The 13930-nt window shown below is 42.2% G+C and carries 13 protein-coding genes; 4 read left to right on the top strand and 9 right to left on the bottom strand.

The genetic code is table 11. The features are described 5' to 3' along the window. The coding region (locus ACESM0_RS09055; protein ID WP_372905735.1) for a DUF5666 domain-containing protein at positions 1 to 249 on the top strand (249 nt) is incomplete at its 5' end. A gap of 216 nt (positions 250 to 465) precedes the next feature. Here the strand turns inward: ACESM0_RS09055 and ACESM0_RS09050 are convergent. The 4 genes from ACESM0_RS09050 to ACESM0_RS09035 form a co-directional block, all read right to left on the bottom strand. Next, a complete protein-coding gene (locus ACESM0_RS09050) occupies positions 466 to 3129 on the bottom strand; it encodes a TonB-dependent receptor (protein ID WP_372905733.1) in 2664 nt (887 codons plus the stop codon). A 2-nt stretch (positions 3130 to 3131) separates the two neighbouring features. Then, positions 3132 to 4115 carry a FecR family protein gene (locus ACESM0_RS09045; RefSeq protein WP_372905731.1) on the bottom strand — a complete coding sequence of 328 codons (984 nt, stop codon included), beginning with the start codon at positions 4113 to 4115 and terminating at the stop codon, positions 3132 to 3134. 8 nt (positions 4116 to 4123) lie between these two features. Then, on the bottom strand, positions 4124 to 5758 hold the full coding sequence (locus ACESM0_RS09040; protein ID WP_372905729.1) for a DUF5666 domain-containing protein: 1635 nt from the start codon (positions 5756 to 5758) through the stop codon (positions 4124 to 4126). A gap of 64 nt (positions 5759 to 5822) precedes the next feature. Then, positions 5823 to 6455: an RNA polymerase sigma factor gene (locus ACESM0_RS09035; RefSeq protein WP_372905727.1), complete on the bottom strand. Its 633-nt coding sequence runs from the start codon at positions 6453 to 6455 to the stop codon at positions 5823 to 5825. A gap of 170 nt (positions 6456 to 6625) precedes the next feature. On the opposite strand from ACESM0_RS09035, the gene ettA reads away from it, so the two are divergent. Both ettA and ACESM0_RS09025 read left to right on the top strand, forming a co-directional pair. Next, positions 6626 to 8299: an energy-dependent translational throttle protein EttA gene (gene ettA / locus ACESM0_RS09030; protein WP_372905725.1), complete on the top strand. Its 1674-nt coding sequence runs from the start codon at positions 6626 to 6628 to the stop codon at positions 8297 to 8299. A gap of 7 nt (positions 8300 to 8306) precedes the next feature. Beyond that, positions 8307 to 9020 (top strand): M48 family metallopeptidase, encoded by a 714-nt coding sequence (locus ACESM0_RS09025; protein WP_372905723.1) that lies wholly within the window; start codon positions 8307 to 8309, stop codon positions 9018 to 9020. Between the two features lie 697 nt (positions 9021 to 9717). On the opposite strand, the gene ACESM0_RS09020 is transcribed toward ACESM0_RS09025, so the two are convergent. From ACESM0_RS09020 to ACESM0_RS09000, 5 genes are all read right to left on the bottom strand, one after another. Then, positions 9718 to 10593, bottom strand: coding sequence for a universal stress protein (locus ACESM0_RS09020; RefSeq protein ID WP_372905721.1), 876 nt, complete (start codon positions 10591 to 10593; stop codon positions 9718 to 9720). Between the two features lie 242 nt (positions 10594 to 10835). Then, positions 10836 to 11609, bottom strand: a complete 774-nt coding sequence (locus ACESM0_RS09015) for a CDP-alcohol phosphatidyltransferase family protein (RefSeq protein WP_372905719.1) — start codon at positions 11607 to 11609, stop codon at positions 10836 to 10838. A 280-nt stretch (positions 11610 to 11889) separates the two neighbouring features. After that, on the bottom strand, positions 11890 to 12153 hold the full coding sequence (locus ACESM0_RS09010; RefSeq protein ID WP_372905717.1) for a hypothetical protein: 264 nt from the start codon (positions 12151 to 12153) through the stop codon (positions 11890 to 11892). 123 nt (positions 12154 to 12276) lie between these two features. Then, on the bottom strand, positions 12277 to 13056 hold the full coding sequence (locus ACESM0_RS09005) for a hypothetical protein (RefSeq protein WP_372905715.1): 780 nt from the start codon (positions 13054 to 13056) through the stop codon (positions 12277 to 12279). Next, on the bottom strand, positions 13040 to 13684 hold the full coding sequence (locus ACESM0_RS09000) for a hypothetical protein (RefSeq protein ID WP_372905713.1): 645 nt from the start codon (positions 13682 to 13684) through the stop codon (positions 13040 to 13042). The genes ACESM0_RS09005 and ACESM0_RS09000 overlap by 17 nt, the downstream gene beginning before the upstream one ends. Positions 13685 to 13722: 38 nt before the next feature. Between ACESM0_RS09000 and ACESM0_RS08995 the strand changes: the two genes are divergently transcribed. Next, positions 13723 to 13930: hypothetical protein (locus tag ACESM0_RS08995; protein ID WP_372905711.1), on the top strand; the 208-nt coding region annotated here is incomplete at its 3' end.

Below are 13930 nucleotides of genomic sequence, written 5' to 3'. Positions count from 1 at the left end.
TACGATTTTGAAGGCTACGTAGAGTCAGTGAACCTCACAGAGCAAACTTTTACCCTGGCCAGCGGAATGGCGCTGCATGTGAACAGCGAGACCAAGTTTGATGATGACCTGAAATCTCTTGATGAACTCGAGCGTGCTATTAGCGAGGGATACACCGTGGAAGCTGACGGGGAGTATTACGTGGACAGTTCCGAAAGAAATGTGGTTACTGAATTGGATCTGGAAATTGAAAACGACGACGATGACTAATACTTCTTAAAATAATTCCAATATACCCCATGGGCCCTGTTGCTGACGCACAGGGCTTTTTTATTTTATCGTTTCACTGCTAATCTTTTACTCTCATTCAGAAGAATAGGATTGATTTCCATTAAAAGTTTTTTATCCGCAGCTCATTCTTTAATTATATCACTCCATAGTTTAGCCCCCGGAGACAGGCTACACGGATTACGGTGTAGTGCTTTTCTAGAACGAGTATTTCACAGAAAAAGAAGGGTGGAAGCCGAGGTCTAACACATCCACAGGAACAGGTATTAATCTGGGTATGGATCGTGTTTCATCAAATGAGAAGGCATAATTTCTGTACCAGACATTGTCCCAGTCCAAAACATTGAAGATAGAAAGGGTAGCTTCAAACTTTTTCTGGTTTTGGAACTGATGAGAGAAACTTAGTGTAGCATCAAGCCGCTGGTAGGCATCCAGGCGTTCAACAGGATCATCCTGGAAAATATTAAGCCTATTTGGCGCTCCGCTCATCGTAAGCCAAGAGAGGTAGAGGTCAAATCCGAATCCCAGATTAGTTTCCAATACTGCGTTGTAACTATGCCGGCGATCCCACTCAGCATAAAAATCCTCACCGTCCAGTAAAAAGGGATTGCTGAATGTCATCTCAGAGAGGGTGTAGGTTTGAGAAATGACAAAACGGCCAAAGTAGCTGCGCAAGAGAAATTCAACACCTGTAGCGCTGCCGCTGTTTTGATAAAACCAGGGAGTTTGAGAGAATGTATTGGCCAGTGATTGAGTATTCAGCTCATGGCTTCTCAGATTTTTATACTCTTTTTGGTAGGCCTCAACCTCTAAAAGAAATTGGTTAGAAGGCGTGATCTGAAAGCCGAGTGTAAACTGTTCAGCCTCTGCCGGTTTTTGATTTTCCGGGGTCAGAATCCAAACGTCTGATGTAGCGCTGTTTTCAATTGTGATTCTATGCAAAAATTGCTGATTCACAGAATATCCTCCTTTAAAACGTAAAGCATCCAATGGTTTTATGACAATTTCTCCTCGAGGAGAGAGGTATAATTCGCTGTTGAGCGTGTAGTAGGTTGCTCTTAATCCGGCGTGAAGTTCTAAATAGTTGAGTGGTTCCCATTTGTTCTGAAGATAGCCCTGAACCATGTGTGATCCAACATTTTGAAAATAGGATGGCCTGTCAAACGAGAATTCGCTGTACTCTCCCAGGTAATATTTCCAGCCTGCACCACCGATAGCAGAGAAGTTCGTACTGCTGAACTCTAACTCCTGGTTGAATTTGAACTCGTTTATGGTGCTTCTGTTTCGGAATGGGTAGGTGAACACCGAAACATTTTCTGATTCGTCTGTAGAGTTCAAACGGGCATAAACAAAATCCTCTTTCTCAAAATCGGTACGGTAGGAGCTGACACCTGCCAGTGTTGAACTGAAAAGACGATGACTCAGCTCTTTCTCATACTGTGCAGAGAAGGAGATATTTCCCCACTCATTTGTGGTTTGAACCGGCTGAAAAGTGAAATCGCTGCCGGATTCGGCCGTACGGGTTCGCTGCTCAGCTTGCTGTTTGGTATAGTCTCCGCCAAAATATCCGCTGAACATCCATCGCGATGCGTCTCTGTTTTCGATATAAATTTTGGCGTGTAGATCACCAAAGAAAGCGTTAGAATCACCGGGAATCAATACCAGATCGGCGAAGTCCTGAAAATCTCCCGCTACCCGGCGCGGACGATTAATATCCAGGCCCCACTGAATCATTTTTGAATTGCTGAACCAGTCAAGCTGATTCATGAGCGAGACGCGCCCGGATAGAAGCCAGCTGGTTCTATTGCCTAATGGCCCTTCAAATGTTCCACTTAGGCTTGTGTTGCTGAGCCCAGCATTTCCACTGAATTCATTTATGGAGCCGGTTCGTGTAATGAGCTGAAGTGCACCGCCGGTTGGTGTATCCATCTGGGCCGGTGAAACGCCGTAGTAGTAACCCGCACTCTGTATGGCATCCGGATTAAAACTGTCTAGAAGGCCAAAGAGATGACTTTGATTAAATATACTGAGTCCATCAAGCTGAACCATAAATCCGTCCGGAGTGCTTCCTCGAACATTAATTCCGTTATTGATGGCAGTTCCTGCAGCTACGGATGGATGTGATTGCAGTGCGCGAATTGAGTTTGATTCGCCCATCGGACTAAATCTCGAGGCGTCCATCAACCGGTTGGCTAGCGTATCACCGGGATTGTAGCTCATCGACCCGGAAACAATAATCTCGTTACCCTGTAATGGTTCTGGCTCTAAACGAACCGTTAGGTCTCGAATTTCATTGGACTCAGGAATGGTAAGTTCAACCTCTTGTCGCTGGTAGCCAATATAGGAGAAGGTTAATTGAATTTCATCTGCTGAAAGCTGCCGGGTTACTGAGAACCGGCCTGAGGCATTTGTAGCGGCTCCTTTTTGCTCTCCAGACTCGTTCCATGTAACGGTGGCAAAAGGTAGTCGTTCACCTGAACGATGGTCTACAACTTGTCCGGTAATCCGAACACTGGAGATTCGGCCTCTATTGCTGCTTTCAATCCGGGATATTAAAACCTGTTTTCTATCGTGGTCGATCAGCATGGAGATCTCGTACCGAGTCAGAAAATTACTCAGTTCTTCAAAAATTGCACTCTCTTCCGACTCCAGGGTTACATTTACGTCACTAATCAGGGATTCACGGTATAGAAAATAGTATCCTGTCTCTTCCTCAAGGGTCTGTATGACCTCTTTTAGTGGTGTGTTTGAAAAAGAAAAATCGGAAGCCCCGGCGTATTCTGATTGCAGAACGCACAATAATGCTGCCAGAAAAAAGCACTTCCCCAATGAGATCATATTCCCTAAACCCCTAATGTTCATTACTATTGTTGAAATCGGTACCGATTTTTATCATCCTGAACAAAATTACCACCCAGAACGACTTCAAGATCTGTCAGACTCTGCTCTCGATCTTCGAGTGTAATGGATCCACCCAGAATCTCCGATCGGATGCTTTCTTCCATCTCAATTTCAATTTCGAAATGAAATTCAAGCTCATCTGCAATCGAGCCTGCACTTCGTTCACTGAAAGTTAGCCGTTTCTGAGTCCAAGATGTCACATTGGTTTCCTCAAATTGAAATGGTTCAGAAAGTTGCAAATCCTGAATGGTTGCGCCTTCACCGTCTGTTAGCGTTACAGACTGATTAAGATCTGCGGTTTCAAAAGCGATTTGGCCTTCAATGAGGTAAACTTTTGTTTCACTATTTCGATCGCTAAGGTTGAATGTGGTACCTAAAACACGAACCCGGCCTTCCGATGTCTCAACCTGGAATTCACGATCCGGATTGTGAGTCACTTCAAACAGGGCTTCACCGGAAAGAGAATAGCTTAAATGCTGGTCAGAACTTTCATTTTTATAGAGCTGAGAATTTCGTCGCAGAGTCACATTGGAGCCATCTTGTAATGTAACCGTGGTGATACTTGTACCGGCATCAGCGATCAGTGTTGGCTCAATCTCTGAGCTTTGCTGCAGTAAGAATATGGATGTAAAGAGAATTAAAGCTGCAGCAGCGGCTGCCCAAATCCATTTTTTACGGGAAAGCGTGTAAATGTTCGCACTACCCGTTTTGACATCCTTTTGTTCAGTAGGATTGATCTGGTCAAAGATGGATTTTCTTGCCTCTTCTTTATCTCTTACTGGAATGCTGCGATCACTTTCCAGCTGATAGGCTTTAGCTTCCTGAAGCAGCTTAAAGAGAGTATCTTCAACTTGAGACGGTTCAATCCGTCCGGACACAACTTTATCATAAGCCTTACTCAGTTGTAGGTCTTGATCGCTATCCGGTATATTGTTATTTGATGTCATTTTTATTTTTAGTCAGAATCATTATCTGAGTCGGAATCGGACTCGTTTTTAAATTCTATGCTAATGGCTACCCATATTGCATCGGCAGAGTTGTAGAAATAATCACCGTCTGCTTCCACTTCACTTCCGTCTTCCAAAGCTTGTGATACTTCTTCGAGTGATACGTAATCACCCTCACCGTCGATAACTGTTTGTTCCGTAATGAGAACCTGCCGACCATTGATTAGCGTGACAATTTGGTTTTCCAGATCAACAGATCGCACTACCTCTTCAAATTCATCCAGTTCAAGCTCGAAATCCACTTCCGTTAAAATATATCGATCGGTTTCCGGATGGATATAAAAATCACCTTCTGCAAATACGGGAAGATTTTGGCTAAGAGCATCTGCTATATCCTGAAGTGATGTGAAATCATCATCAAATTCGACTTCCGTCTCAGGAGTGATGTAAAACACCTCATTTGTAATCAGGGTAATTGTGCTGTCGGAGAGGTTTATGTCGAACATAAACTCCTCAAATTCATTTTCCTCCAGCTCAAACTCAACTTCTGTTGCAATCCAAAGGTTTACATTTTCATCCGGGCGATAGTAGTCGCCTTCAGCTACAATTCGCTGGTTATTGCCAATGCCATCGGCAATATTCTGCAGAGATAAGTAATCTGAATCATCATCGATCTCAGTTTCATCTGTTAATTGAATAACCTGTCCGTTCGAAATGGTAAAGGTTTGATTTTCCAGGTTGGTTTCCATTACAAGACCTTCAAACTCTTCATCATCAAATACATCACCGTTCTCGAGCCGGATTCGAAAAGTGTTAAACGTTTGCTGAAATCTGAGGAGGGCAGTTCCATCTCCGTTAAAATTGACGGTACCGTTTACAATTTTAGAATCGGCAGCCTCGCCATTTTGATTGGATCGAATGGTAGATTCATAACTCACAGCGCCGTTCACTCCTTTTCGGAAGCTGCGGTTACTTTCAACAATTTCTTTGTTTATACGGACATTCAGGAAATTAATTTCGAGTAGATAATCCCGCTCAACACGATTGTTTATTTCATTTCTAATAAACTGCCCCTCACCGGAGTGTGACCCGTCCAATGTTATTGAGGAGGATTGATCCGACAAACCATCCATGATGAAACGGTCGGTTCTGTTGTAAATGGAAGATTTTGAAGCTGTTTCAATTTGACCGGTTCGCTCTCCTGTAAATTCAAGGGATTCAATTAAATGACTGTTTTGGTTTGGGGATTCAATAAAATTCCCCTGACTGTCTCGGAAGATATACTTCAGATTATATTCAGTTGGTATCCCGGTAACCAGGTCCGTGCGGCTGAATTGAGTCCGGTGAACTCCGTCTGTCGAATTGTACTGATAGGAATAGTTTTGAAGATTTCGGAAACTGCCGGTGGCAAGCACTGAATTTCCAGTAGCCAGACCGTTACTTGTGGGAATGGCAAACGCTTCCGAAAAACTGGAAAGAAGTCCGCTTTCATTTTCAGAAACGGACTCTCCGATAATCTGCCCCGTTATTCTAAGTTCCTCATCATTCAGCAGTGATTTATTATTTTCAAAGCTGTCAATCGTGCACCCTTGCAGGAAAGCAATCAAAATAATCCAAAATATGAGTTGATAACGTCGTTTCATGCGGCTAATTGAATCATTTTCTTATTCTGTTCATACATTATACAGTTCACAGCGGGGTGTACCCCTAATCTTTTTTTAATTTTTTAAAGTCCTTCGGAAGATGGTCTCCATAAATTTGAGTCAGCCGGGCACGAAGATCTTTAAAAGCAAGTGTCATGTGATTTTCAATTGTTTTAGGGCTCACGTCGAGTGCATCGGCGGTCTCTTTGTAGGTAAACTCCTGCATAAAACAGAGATCAAAAACCATTCCGCGCTTTTCGGGCATTTCCGAAATGATTTTTTTTATGATTTGAATCAGCTCTTTGTAGTCGAGAGTGTTATCGGTGTTTTTTACAGATGTTTCATCTTCGGGCAGTTCAGTATCCTTAAATTTTGACTGGTACTCTACGTGATTGAGCATCCTTGTGTAAGCAATCGTGAAGAGATAAGACCGGAGAGATTTGGTTTCATCGATTCCATTTCGTTTTTCCCATATCATTACAAACGCTTTTTGGGCAAGGTCCCGGGCTTCTTCGTGGCTCATACTGCGGCTGACCATAAATCGGTAGAGATGATTGTAGTGCCGGTTAAAGAATTCTTCAAAGGCTTTTTGATCTCCATTCTTAATAGCCAGCGACAGAGCATGGTCATCCAGGTCACTCTCTTTCGAGAGAGCCAGCAGGAGCAGAACGAGTTCCGGTGAAAATGGCAAAATCATATTGATTCAGATATATGTTGTTTAATCTACGTTAAACAGTAATCATTCTATGGAAGAGAATTAAATTTGATTGATGAACAGGTTCAATTTAATCTAAATTTTTCGTTTTTGACGCAATAGAACTGTATTTTCTCAATCTACATTTCAGCTTGAATTTAACAATTAGTGCATTGAGCGATAAGAAAATTATTTTTTCGATGGTTGGGGTCAGTAAAGTTTATAAACCCAACAAAACAGTTTTAAAAGACATCTACCTATCTTTTTTCTACGGCGCCAAAATTGGTGTTTTGGGATTGAATGGTGCCGGAAAAAGTACCCTGCTCCGAATTATTGCCGGAGAAGATGAAAACTACATGGGTGATATTTCACGTCAGAAGGGGATCACCTTTGGCTATCTGCCGCAGGAACCGGAACTCGATCCGGAGAAAACGGTGAAGGAGATCGTGCAAGAAGGTGTTCAGGAGACGATCGACCTAATCAAACAGTATGAAGCAGTTAACGAAGGATTTAGTGATCCGGATGCCGATTTTGAAGCACTGATTGAGAAGCAGACAAAACTTCAGGAGAAGATTGATCGAGTTGGTGCTTGGGATATCGATTCCAAGCTGGAGCAGGCGATGGACGCTCTGAGAACTCCTCCGGGTGATGCTAAAATTGAGGTTTTGTCAGGTGGAGAAAAACGCCGTGTAGCACTCTGCAGGCTTCTGCTCAAAAAGCCTGATGTACTGCTTCTTGATGAGCCTACCAACCATCTGGATGCAGAATCTGTGGGCTGGCTGGAACAGCATCTTGCAAGATATGAAGGAACAGTAATCGCCGTTACTCACGATCGTTACTTTCTTGATAATGTGGCCGGATGGATTCTGGAATTAGACAGGGGAGAAGGAATTCCGTTCGAAGGAAACTACTCATCCTGGCTGGAGCAGAAAAAGAACCGTTTGGAGCAGGAAGAGAAAGAGGAGTCGAAGCGACAGAAGACATTGCAGCAGGAGCTGGATTGGATTCGTCAAAATCCAAAAGGTCGCCGGAAAAAGAGTAAGGCACGGATTAACTCTTACGAGAAACTACTCTCCGAAGAGCATCAGAAACGCCGGGAAGATATGGAGATCTATATTCCGGCAGGACCTAGATTGGGTGATAAAGTAATTGTAGCTGAACACGTATCTAAAGGGTTTGATGATCGTCTGTTGATGGAGGATATGAGCTTTGATCTTCCGCCGGGTGGAATTGTAGGTGTAATTGGTCCAAATGGTGCCGGTAAAACCACACTCTTTAAGATGATCACGGAAGAAGAGGAACCGGACAGCGGTAACTTTGAGACGGGCGATACTGTGAAGCTGGGATATGTGGATCAGAAGCGTCCGCTTGATCCTCAGAAATCGATCTGGGAAGAAATATCCGGTGGGCAGGATTTGATCAAGTTGGGAAATCGTGAGATGAATTCCCGTGCTTATGTGGCACGATTCAATTTCAGTGGCAGTGATCAGCAGAAGAAGGTGAGTGAAATTTCAGGCGGTGAACGCAACCGGGTTCATCTAGCTAAAATGTTGAAGGAGGGTGCCAACGTGCTTCTTCTGGATGAGCCAACCAACGATCTGGACGTGAACACGCTCCGTGCGCTTGAAGAAGCACTTCTGGAGTTTGCAGGTTGTGTAGTGGTGATTTCGCATGATCGCTGGTTCCTCGATCGTGTAGCGACTCATATTCTGGCGTTTGAAGGAAACAGCCAGGTCTATTGGTTTGAAGGGAACTATGAGGAGTATGAAGAGAACCGTCGACAGCGTTTAGGAATTTCCGAAGACCAACCGCATAGGATTCAGTACAAAAAACTGATGCGCGATTGATCTGAATATGCCACCCAAGCACATCATTCAACTTGACGATATTGAGATTGAAGTCACACGAAAAAGCGTGAAAAATCTCAATATCAGAATTTACCCTACTGCCGGCAGGGTTGCCATGTCCATACCTAAGAGAACAGATCTTTCGGTAGCAGAAGAATTTGCGCGGAAAAAATTTTCATGGATCAATAAACATCTGAATAAGAGAGCGATTCAAAAGGCGAAAAAAGTACAGAGTCTGTCTTATCGGGATGGAGAAATCCATACGGTTTGGGGGCAGAAAATGGTTCTTTCAGTTAACGAAGTAAATCGTCCTCCCAGGGTTCAAAAGAGGGATGATAAACTGTGCCTTATGGTGCGTCCGGAGAGCTCTCCACAAAAGAGGGAATCAGTGCTCATTGAGTGGTATCGAGCTGAACTGAAGCGTGAGATTCCAAAACTGATTAAAAAGTGGGAAGGAATCATGAAAGTGGATGTAAGGGAGTTTGGTGTGAAACGGATGAAAACCCGGTGGGGAACCTGCAATATTCGAGCTCAGAGAATATGGCTCAGCCTGGAACTGGCAAAAAAAGATCCGAAATGCCTGGAGTATGTAGTGGTTCACGAAATGGTACATGTGCACGAGCGACTGCATAACAAACGATTTTACAGACTGATGGATCAGTTTTTGCCCGATTGGCGAGAAAGGGATCTGCTATTGAAGGGCGAAAAGAGAACCTGTTAAGAATTAGGCATTCAAAAAAAGAGGATTTTGGGTGTCCGCCAAAATCCTCTGTTGGTGTGTGTTGAGAAACGCTGCTCATACGTTTCTCAAATACTCTCTAATTTATCTCTGATTAGTCAATCTTAGACTATTGTAGATTGATCTGTGTATATGGAACGAAAAAACCGATTCCCTTACACTGTTAATTGAATTTATTTGTTTGGATGAATAATACACAATAGAGTTATCTAACTTCATCTAAATTAGTAGGATAAGGATTTAAAAAAACTAATCATTTTATACTTTTGATGAGAAAAGTATAAGTAAAGAGTGGAAATCTGCTATTTGAATAAAGCTTTTGTTCGAAAGTGGATACGTTGAGAATTTACTCAATGTTTTTGAGTGAATAACTTATTCAACGCGAACACACCTCTGAATGCTCCGTTGAACACTCCGCATTCTGTCTCCTCTTCCCGATCAAAAACATCGGGACAGGCTCCGAGGAGAGGTACAGTTGTCCCCTCTGGAGAGGGGAAATGGTAGAGTTAGAGTACAAAGTGCTGCTCACTCGCCGAGGGGTGTGTTGTTGGGAGCATGCGTTTAGATCAACCTCAAAGTTATGGGGTGAGCATCTTAACCCAGCGTGAACACACCTCTGAAGAAAATGCTGTACGCATTTGTCTTCTGTCTCCTCTCGAGAGGAGAGGTCTATCTTAAACTACTGCTTATCCCTTTTGGGATTTACGCTTAGAACTGCGGTATTCACGTGGCGGACCAGGTTGGCGGTTGTGCTTCCCATCATCAGGTAGTTGATACCGGTTCGGCCTACTGTTGCCATTACGATCAGATTGTAATCGTTATCTTTTACGTGATTAAAAATTGCCTCATGTGGAGAGTCCTGAGAGACAATAACCATAGAGTTTACGTCACCTTTCAGTGAATGGAAATACTCTTTTTCCAACAATTTGATCCGCTTTTCACGAATAGAGGTTATTGAAATTGATCCCTCTTCTTCCTCATCAAACTGATCAAAACTGATTATGTGAATAAGGTCCAGATCGGCACCGGTTTTCTCTGCAATTGCTTTGGCATATGGGTAAGCACTGGCTGCGTTATCGGAAAAATCAGTAGTGACAAGAATTTTCTTGAAGTCATCCACGTCCGATTCATCTTCTACAATTAATACGGGAGTATGCGCAAGACGAAGCACTTTTTCTACAACTGAACCTAATAAAAATCGGCTAAACCCTGTGCGACCGTGTGTACTCATTACGATATAGTCATACTCTTCGGAAGCATCAACGATACTCTGAGCAGGATTTCCCATCATGACGATCGGCTTTTCCAGCCGCCTTTTGTCTACTTTCTCCTCCGCAAGCTGACTCAGACGATCAGAGAGTGCTTCTTCAATTTTGTCAAAGTCCTGATACATTTGAGAGCTCATTCCCAGCGCATAGGGCTCATCCATTTCGGATATGGGAATGTGTGAATGGAATGGAGTAACGGTTCCATCCATCAAGTTTGCAAATTTATCGGCTACTTCAAGAGCCTTCTCACTTAATTCAGAAAAATCGGTAGGGACAAGTATTTTCATGACTCTGATGGATTTAGTTCATTTACTATTAAGTTCAATAAAAAAGAGCAAATTACAAAGAGAACTAGTGTGAGAGACGTTAGAAAAAGTAGTTGAGTGTGTGGTATGTGTAGTAGTTTTTTGAATGTGGGTTATATAATTCTGCGCGAACACACCTCTGAAGAAAATGCTGTACGCATTTTTCTTTTGTCTCCTCTTCCCGATAAAAAAAATCGGGACAGGCTCCGAGGAGAGGGGGTTGATCACTCATTCAAAAAAATCTTCCTTATCCCTATAAAGATCACTATAGCTGCTGAGTACCAAATAAAAAATGGGAGGATCAAATGAATTAGTCCGAGTGAAAGGAGTACGGCTATAATTAATAGCTGAAAACCTAGTCCGTACAGGGAGAGAAGACTCATAAACCATTTTGGAAAACGCTTGCTTTCTGATGCTTGACGATCGAGGCGATAAATGATCCGATCGAATAGAGTGTAAAAGAAAAGGTAGGTTTTGAAGAGAAGGGTTACCGACCACTGCTTCTCACCGGGAAGAGCGGTCGGGGTTTCAGTTTCAAAAATTCGACTCGTTTTATCTGCGCCTGATGATTTCTGTCTTAGAATTACATAGTAATAGTTGTAGAGAGTACCCTGGAGCTGAATGGACGCAAATGCCAAAAACATCATCCATAACGGTTGACCCGTTACCTGCTGAATAGTGAGAAGGATGATAAAATTAAGGATAATATCAAACACCGAATCAAGATATCGGCCGGTGTAGGAAGGCGTCCGTTTTACGCGTGCCAGTTCTCCATCGGCAGCATCAAGGACAGATTTAAGGATCAAAAAAAGTCCGGCGGCTGTGTAATATCCTTGGATGATTAGAAGACAAGCTATTAGTCCGCTGATACCAAATAGCAGTGTAACGTGAACAGGAGTTGCAGTAGTTTTTGAAAATATCTGTGCAATTTTTACGGCAAATGTGCGGCCATAATCAGACAGATCAATAAATTTCTCCTCAGCAGAGAGTTTCGACATAATGGCTTTTTAAAATCTTTGGGTTGCTTGCAAAATATGTACTCTGCAAAGAAAATTACATCCAATAACGTTCGAATGGTAAATAATAAATTTTTAAGGAGAGCTTTATTGAGTAAAAGTCGATCAGTTGTCTGTATTAATGAGGTATAATTTTAGCGAGATTCATTAAACTAATCTTTGATGAAAGTGGAGGCAGAAATAAAAAACCCTTATCCGGTCCGTCTGAAATTTGTAAAATCAGGCTGCACGGATAAGGGCATTCGTCATGTATGTGTTGATATTAAGCTTCAGCTTCTTTCACTTTTTTATCCAGTTTTTTCAGCAGTCGTTTCACATCTTTGTCGTGTCCTAACTCTTTTAATTTGAAAAGTACAATGGCCAGTGCGAAAAATGTTTGTGGCCAGAGGCCGATGAAAATTCCACTGCGCTCAGCGTGTGCGTTTTCTTCTACATCTTCACCTTTCTCTGCGTACCAAGTGGCGATACTAGCTGCGATTGATGTAATTCCAAGTCCTGTAGAGATATAAGCTAATTTGTCTAACATGATCTGCCCTAAATTTTAAATGTTTGTTATTTCTACGTTTCACCTAAAATAACGATGCAGATCTTGTTACCGTTCGATCTGAGTAATTAATTATTCATTCAGATGTAACAGGATAAGTTTTGACTAGAGAAATTTAAAAAGCGAATCATTCATAGGTGTGACTTCCAGGGTGATATGACGCTTAGATTCATCTAGAATATCCTGATTAATCACACTTCCTTTTAGGATCATGGTAGAGTCTGTAGGGATCTCTTCAATGTTTAACTCAAAATCCGGGTGTTCAGGGGCATATGACTTGAGGTTGTTCAAAGCTATAGCTGGATCATCATTTATGAAAAAAGATCCATTTCCGCCACCGGCCTCATCGGGCAGAATCCACCATTCGGAGGCATCGAAAGCAACGTGTGACATATACGATCGAAGCCGGTCCAAAGTACGGCTGGCTTCCATGCTTTGTATATTACTGCGCTCTACAGAATTGGAAGCAATTTGATTGATACCGAAAATGGTTGGTAGAATAATACCAAAACATAAAATGACAGTGCTGATGTACCAGGAAAGGGGGTAGTTTTGATCATCGGTGTTGGCTTTCAAAATTCCTCTCAGGAAAAACCAGGGTGCCAGAATAAACAGCAGCACCATACCGATAAGAACTACCGATGCAGACTTAAAGAATTCAAAAAATGAAATTTGATCCCCGCCAAACCAATTGATGGATTCAAGGGTAATGAATTTCAGTATTTCAGCACCGGGAAGTGCAGCAGACATTAACAGAGAAAAAATCCATAAATTGTAAATGGAAAAATTGAAAACGGAGGTTAAAAGGTACACCAGAAGAAATAGAATCAAAATTATTAACCCTATATTGATCCAGGGAGTGTAATATTTAATTTTGGCGTTCATAAACAACTCCGTCTTTGGTTAGAATGGCTTGGGCTTCATACATGCCCCGGTTGCCGCTTATGTTCAAATATTCTGCATCGTAACCGGGTGTGAAAACAGCAGAGACCTCCAGGATTATGGAATCGGGAGATGCAATTTCGTAAGTGACCGGCATCTCCCTGTCTTGATCAGGAATTTCCGGATCAAATGTGCCGTCTTCATTCAGGCGATCGGAAAAAAGTGTTCGAAATGATTCTTCAAGAGTGGTTTCAGAGTAATCAGTTTCCTGATAGTAGTGTCTTAAGGTTTGCTGAAGTGCTTTTTCCATCTCAATTTGAGAGATTGATTCAACAATTGTTGTACGAATGGTTCGTAAGTTCTCTCTTTGAAAGTCACTTCTCATATAGAAACGGACTGAAGCGAGTATCTGGGTGATGAGCAGCAGAACTACAAAAAACCGAAAGATTGGCTTGGCGGCCCGGTGTTTGCTTTTCGATACTATTTTTTGATCAATAATGACCAACCAAATGATCGCTGTGACGAATGCTGCGGTGTAACCAATCCATAAATTCTGAAATAGAAATGCCAGAGAAAATGCGATAATTACCGCAATGATACCTCCATAAAGAAGTTTAATATGATCTTTCATTAATCCCGAATTCGTTAATTTTAAAGTATTTACTGAAATTGATTGATAATGGCAAGGGGTGGATTGATTTACCTTTTTCTTTAATCTTAAGAGATAAAGTTTGCAGTCTGTCAGATGAGAAAAATGAGATATTAGTTTGCATATCGAATGACGAAATACCGAAGGATCGAACTGTGAATCAAGATTTGGATTATGAATTTTTAAACGTACTGAAAACTCAACCTCTTATAGGTGGAATACCACTAG

The organism is Rhodohalobacter sp. (assembly GCF_041686455.1).
GTDB lineage: Bacteria > Bacteroidota > Rhodothermia > Balneolales > Balneolaceae > Rhodohalobacter.
Note: the sequence above shows the minus strand (reverse complement) of the source record. Positions and strands in the feature narration are given on the sequence as shown.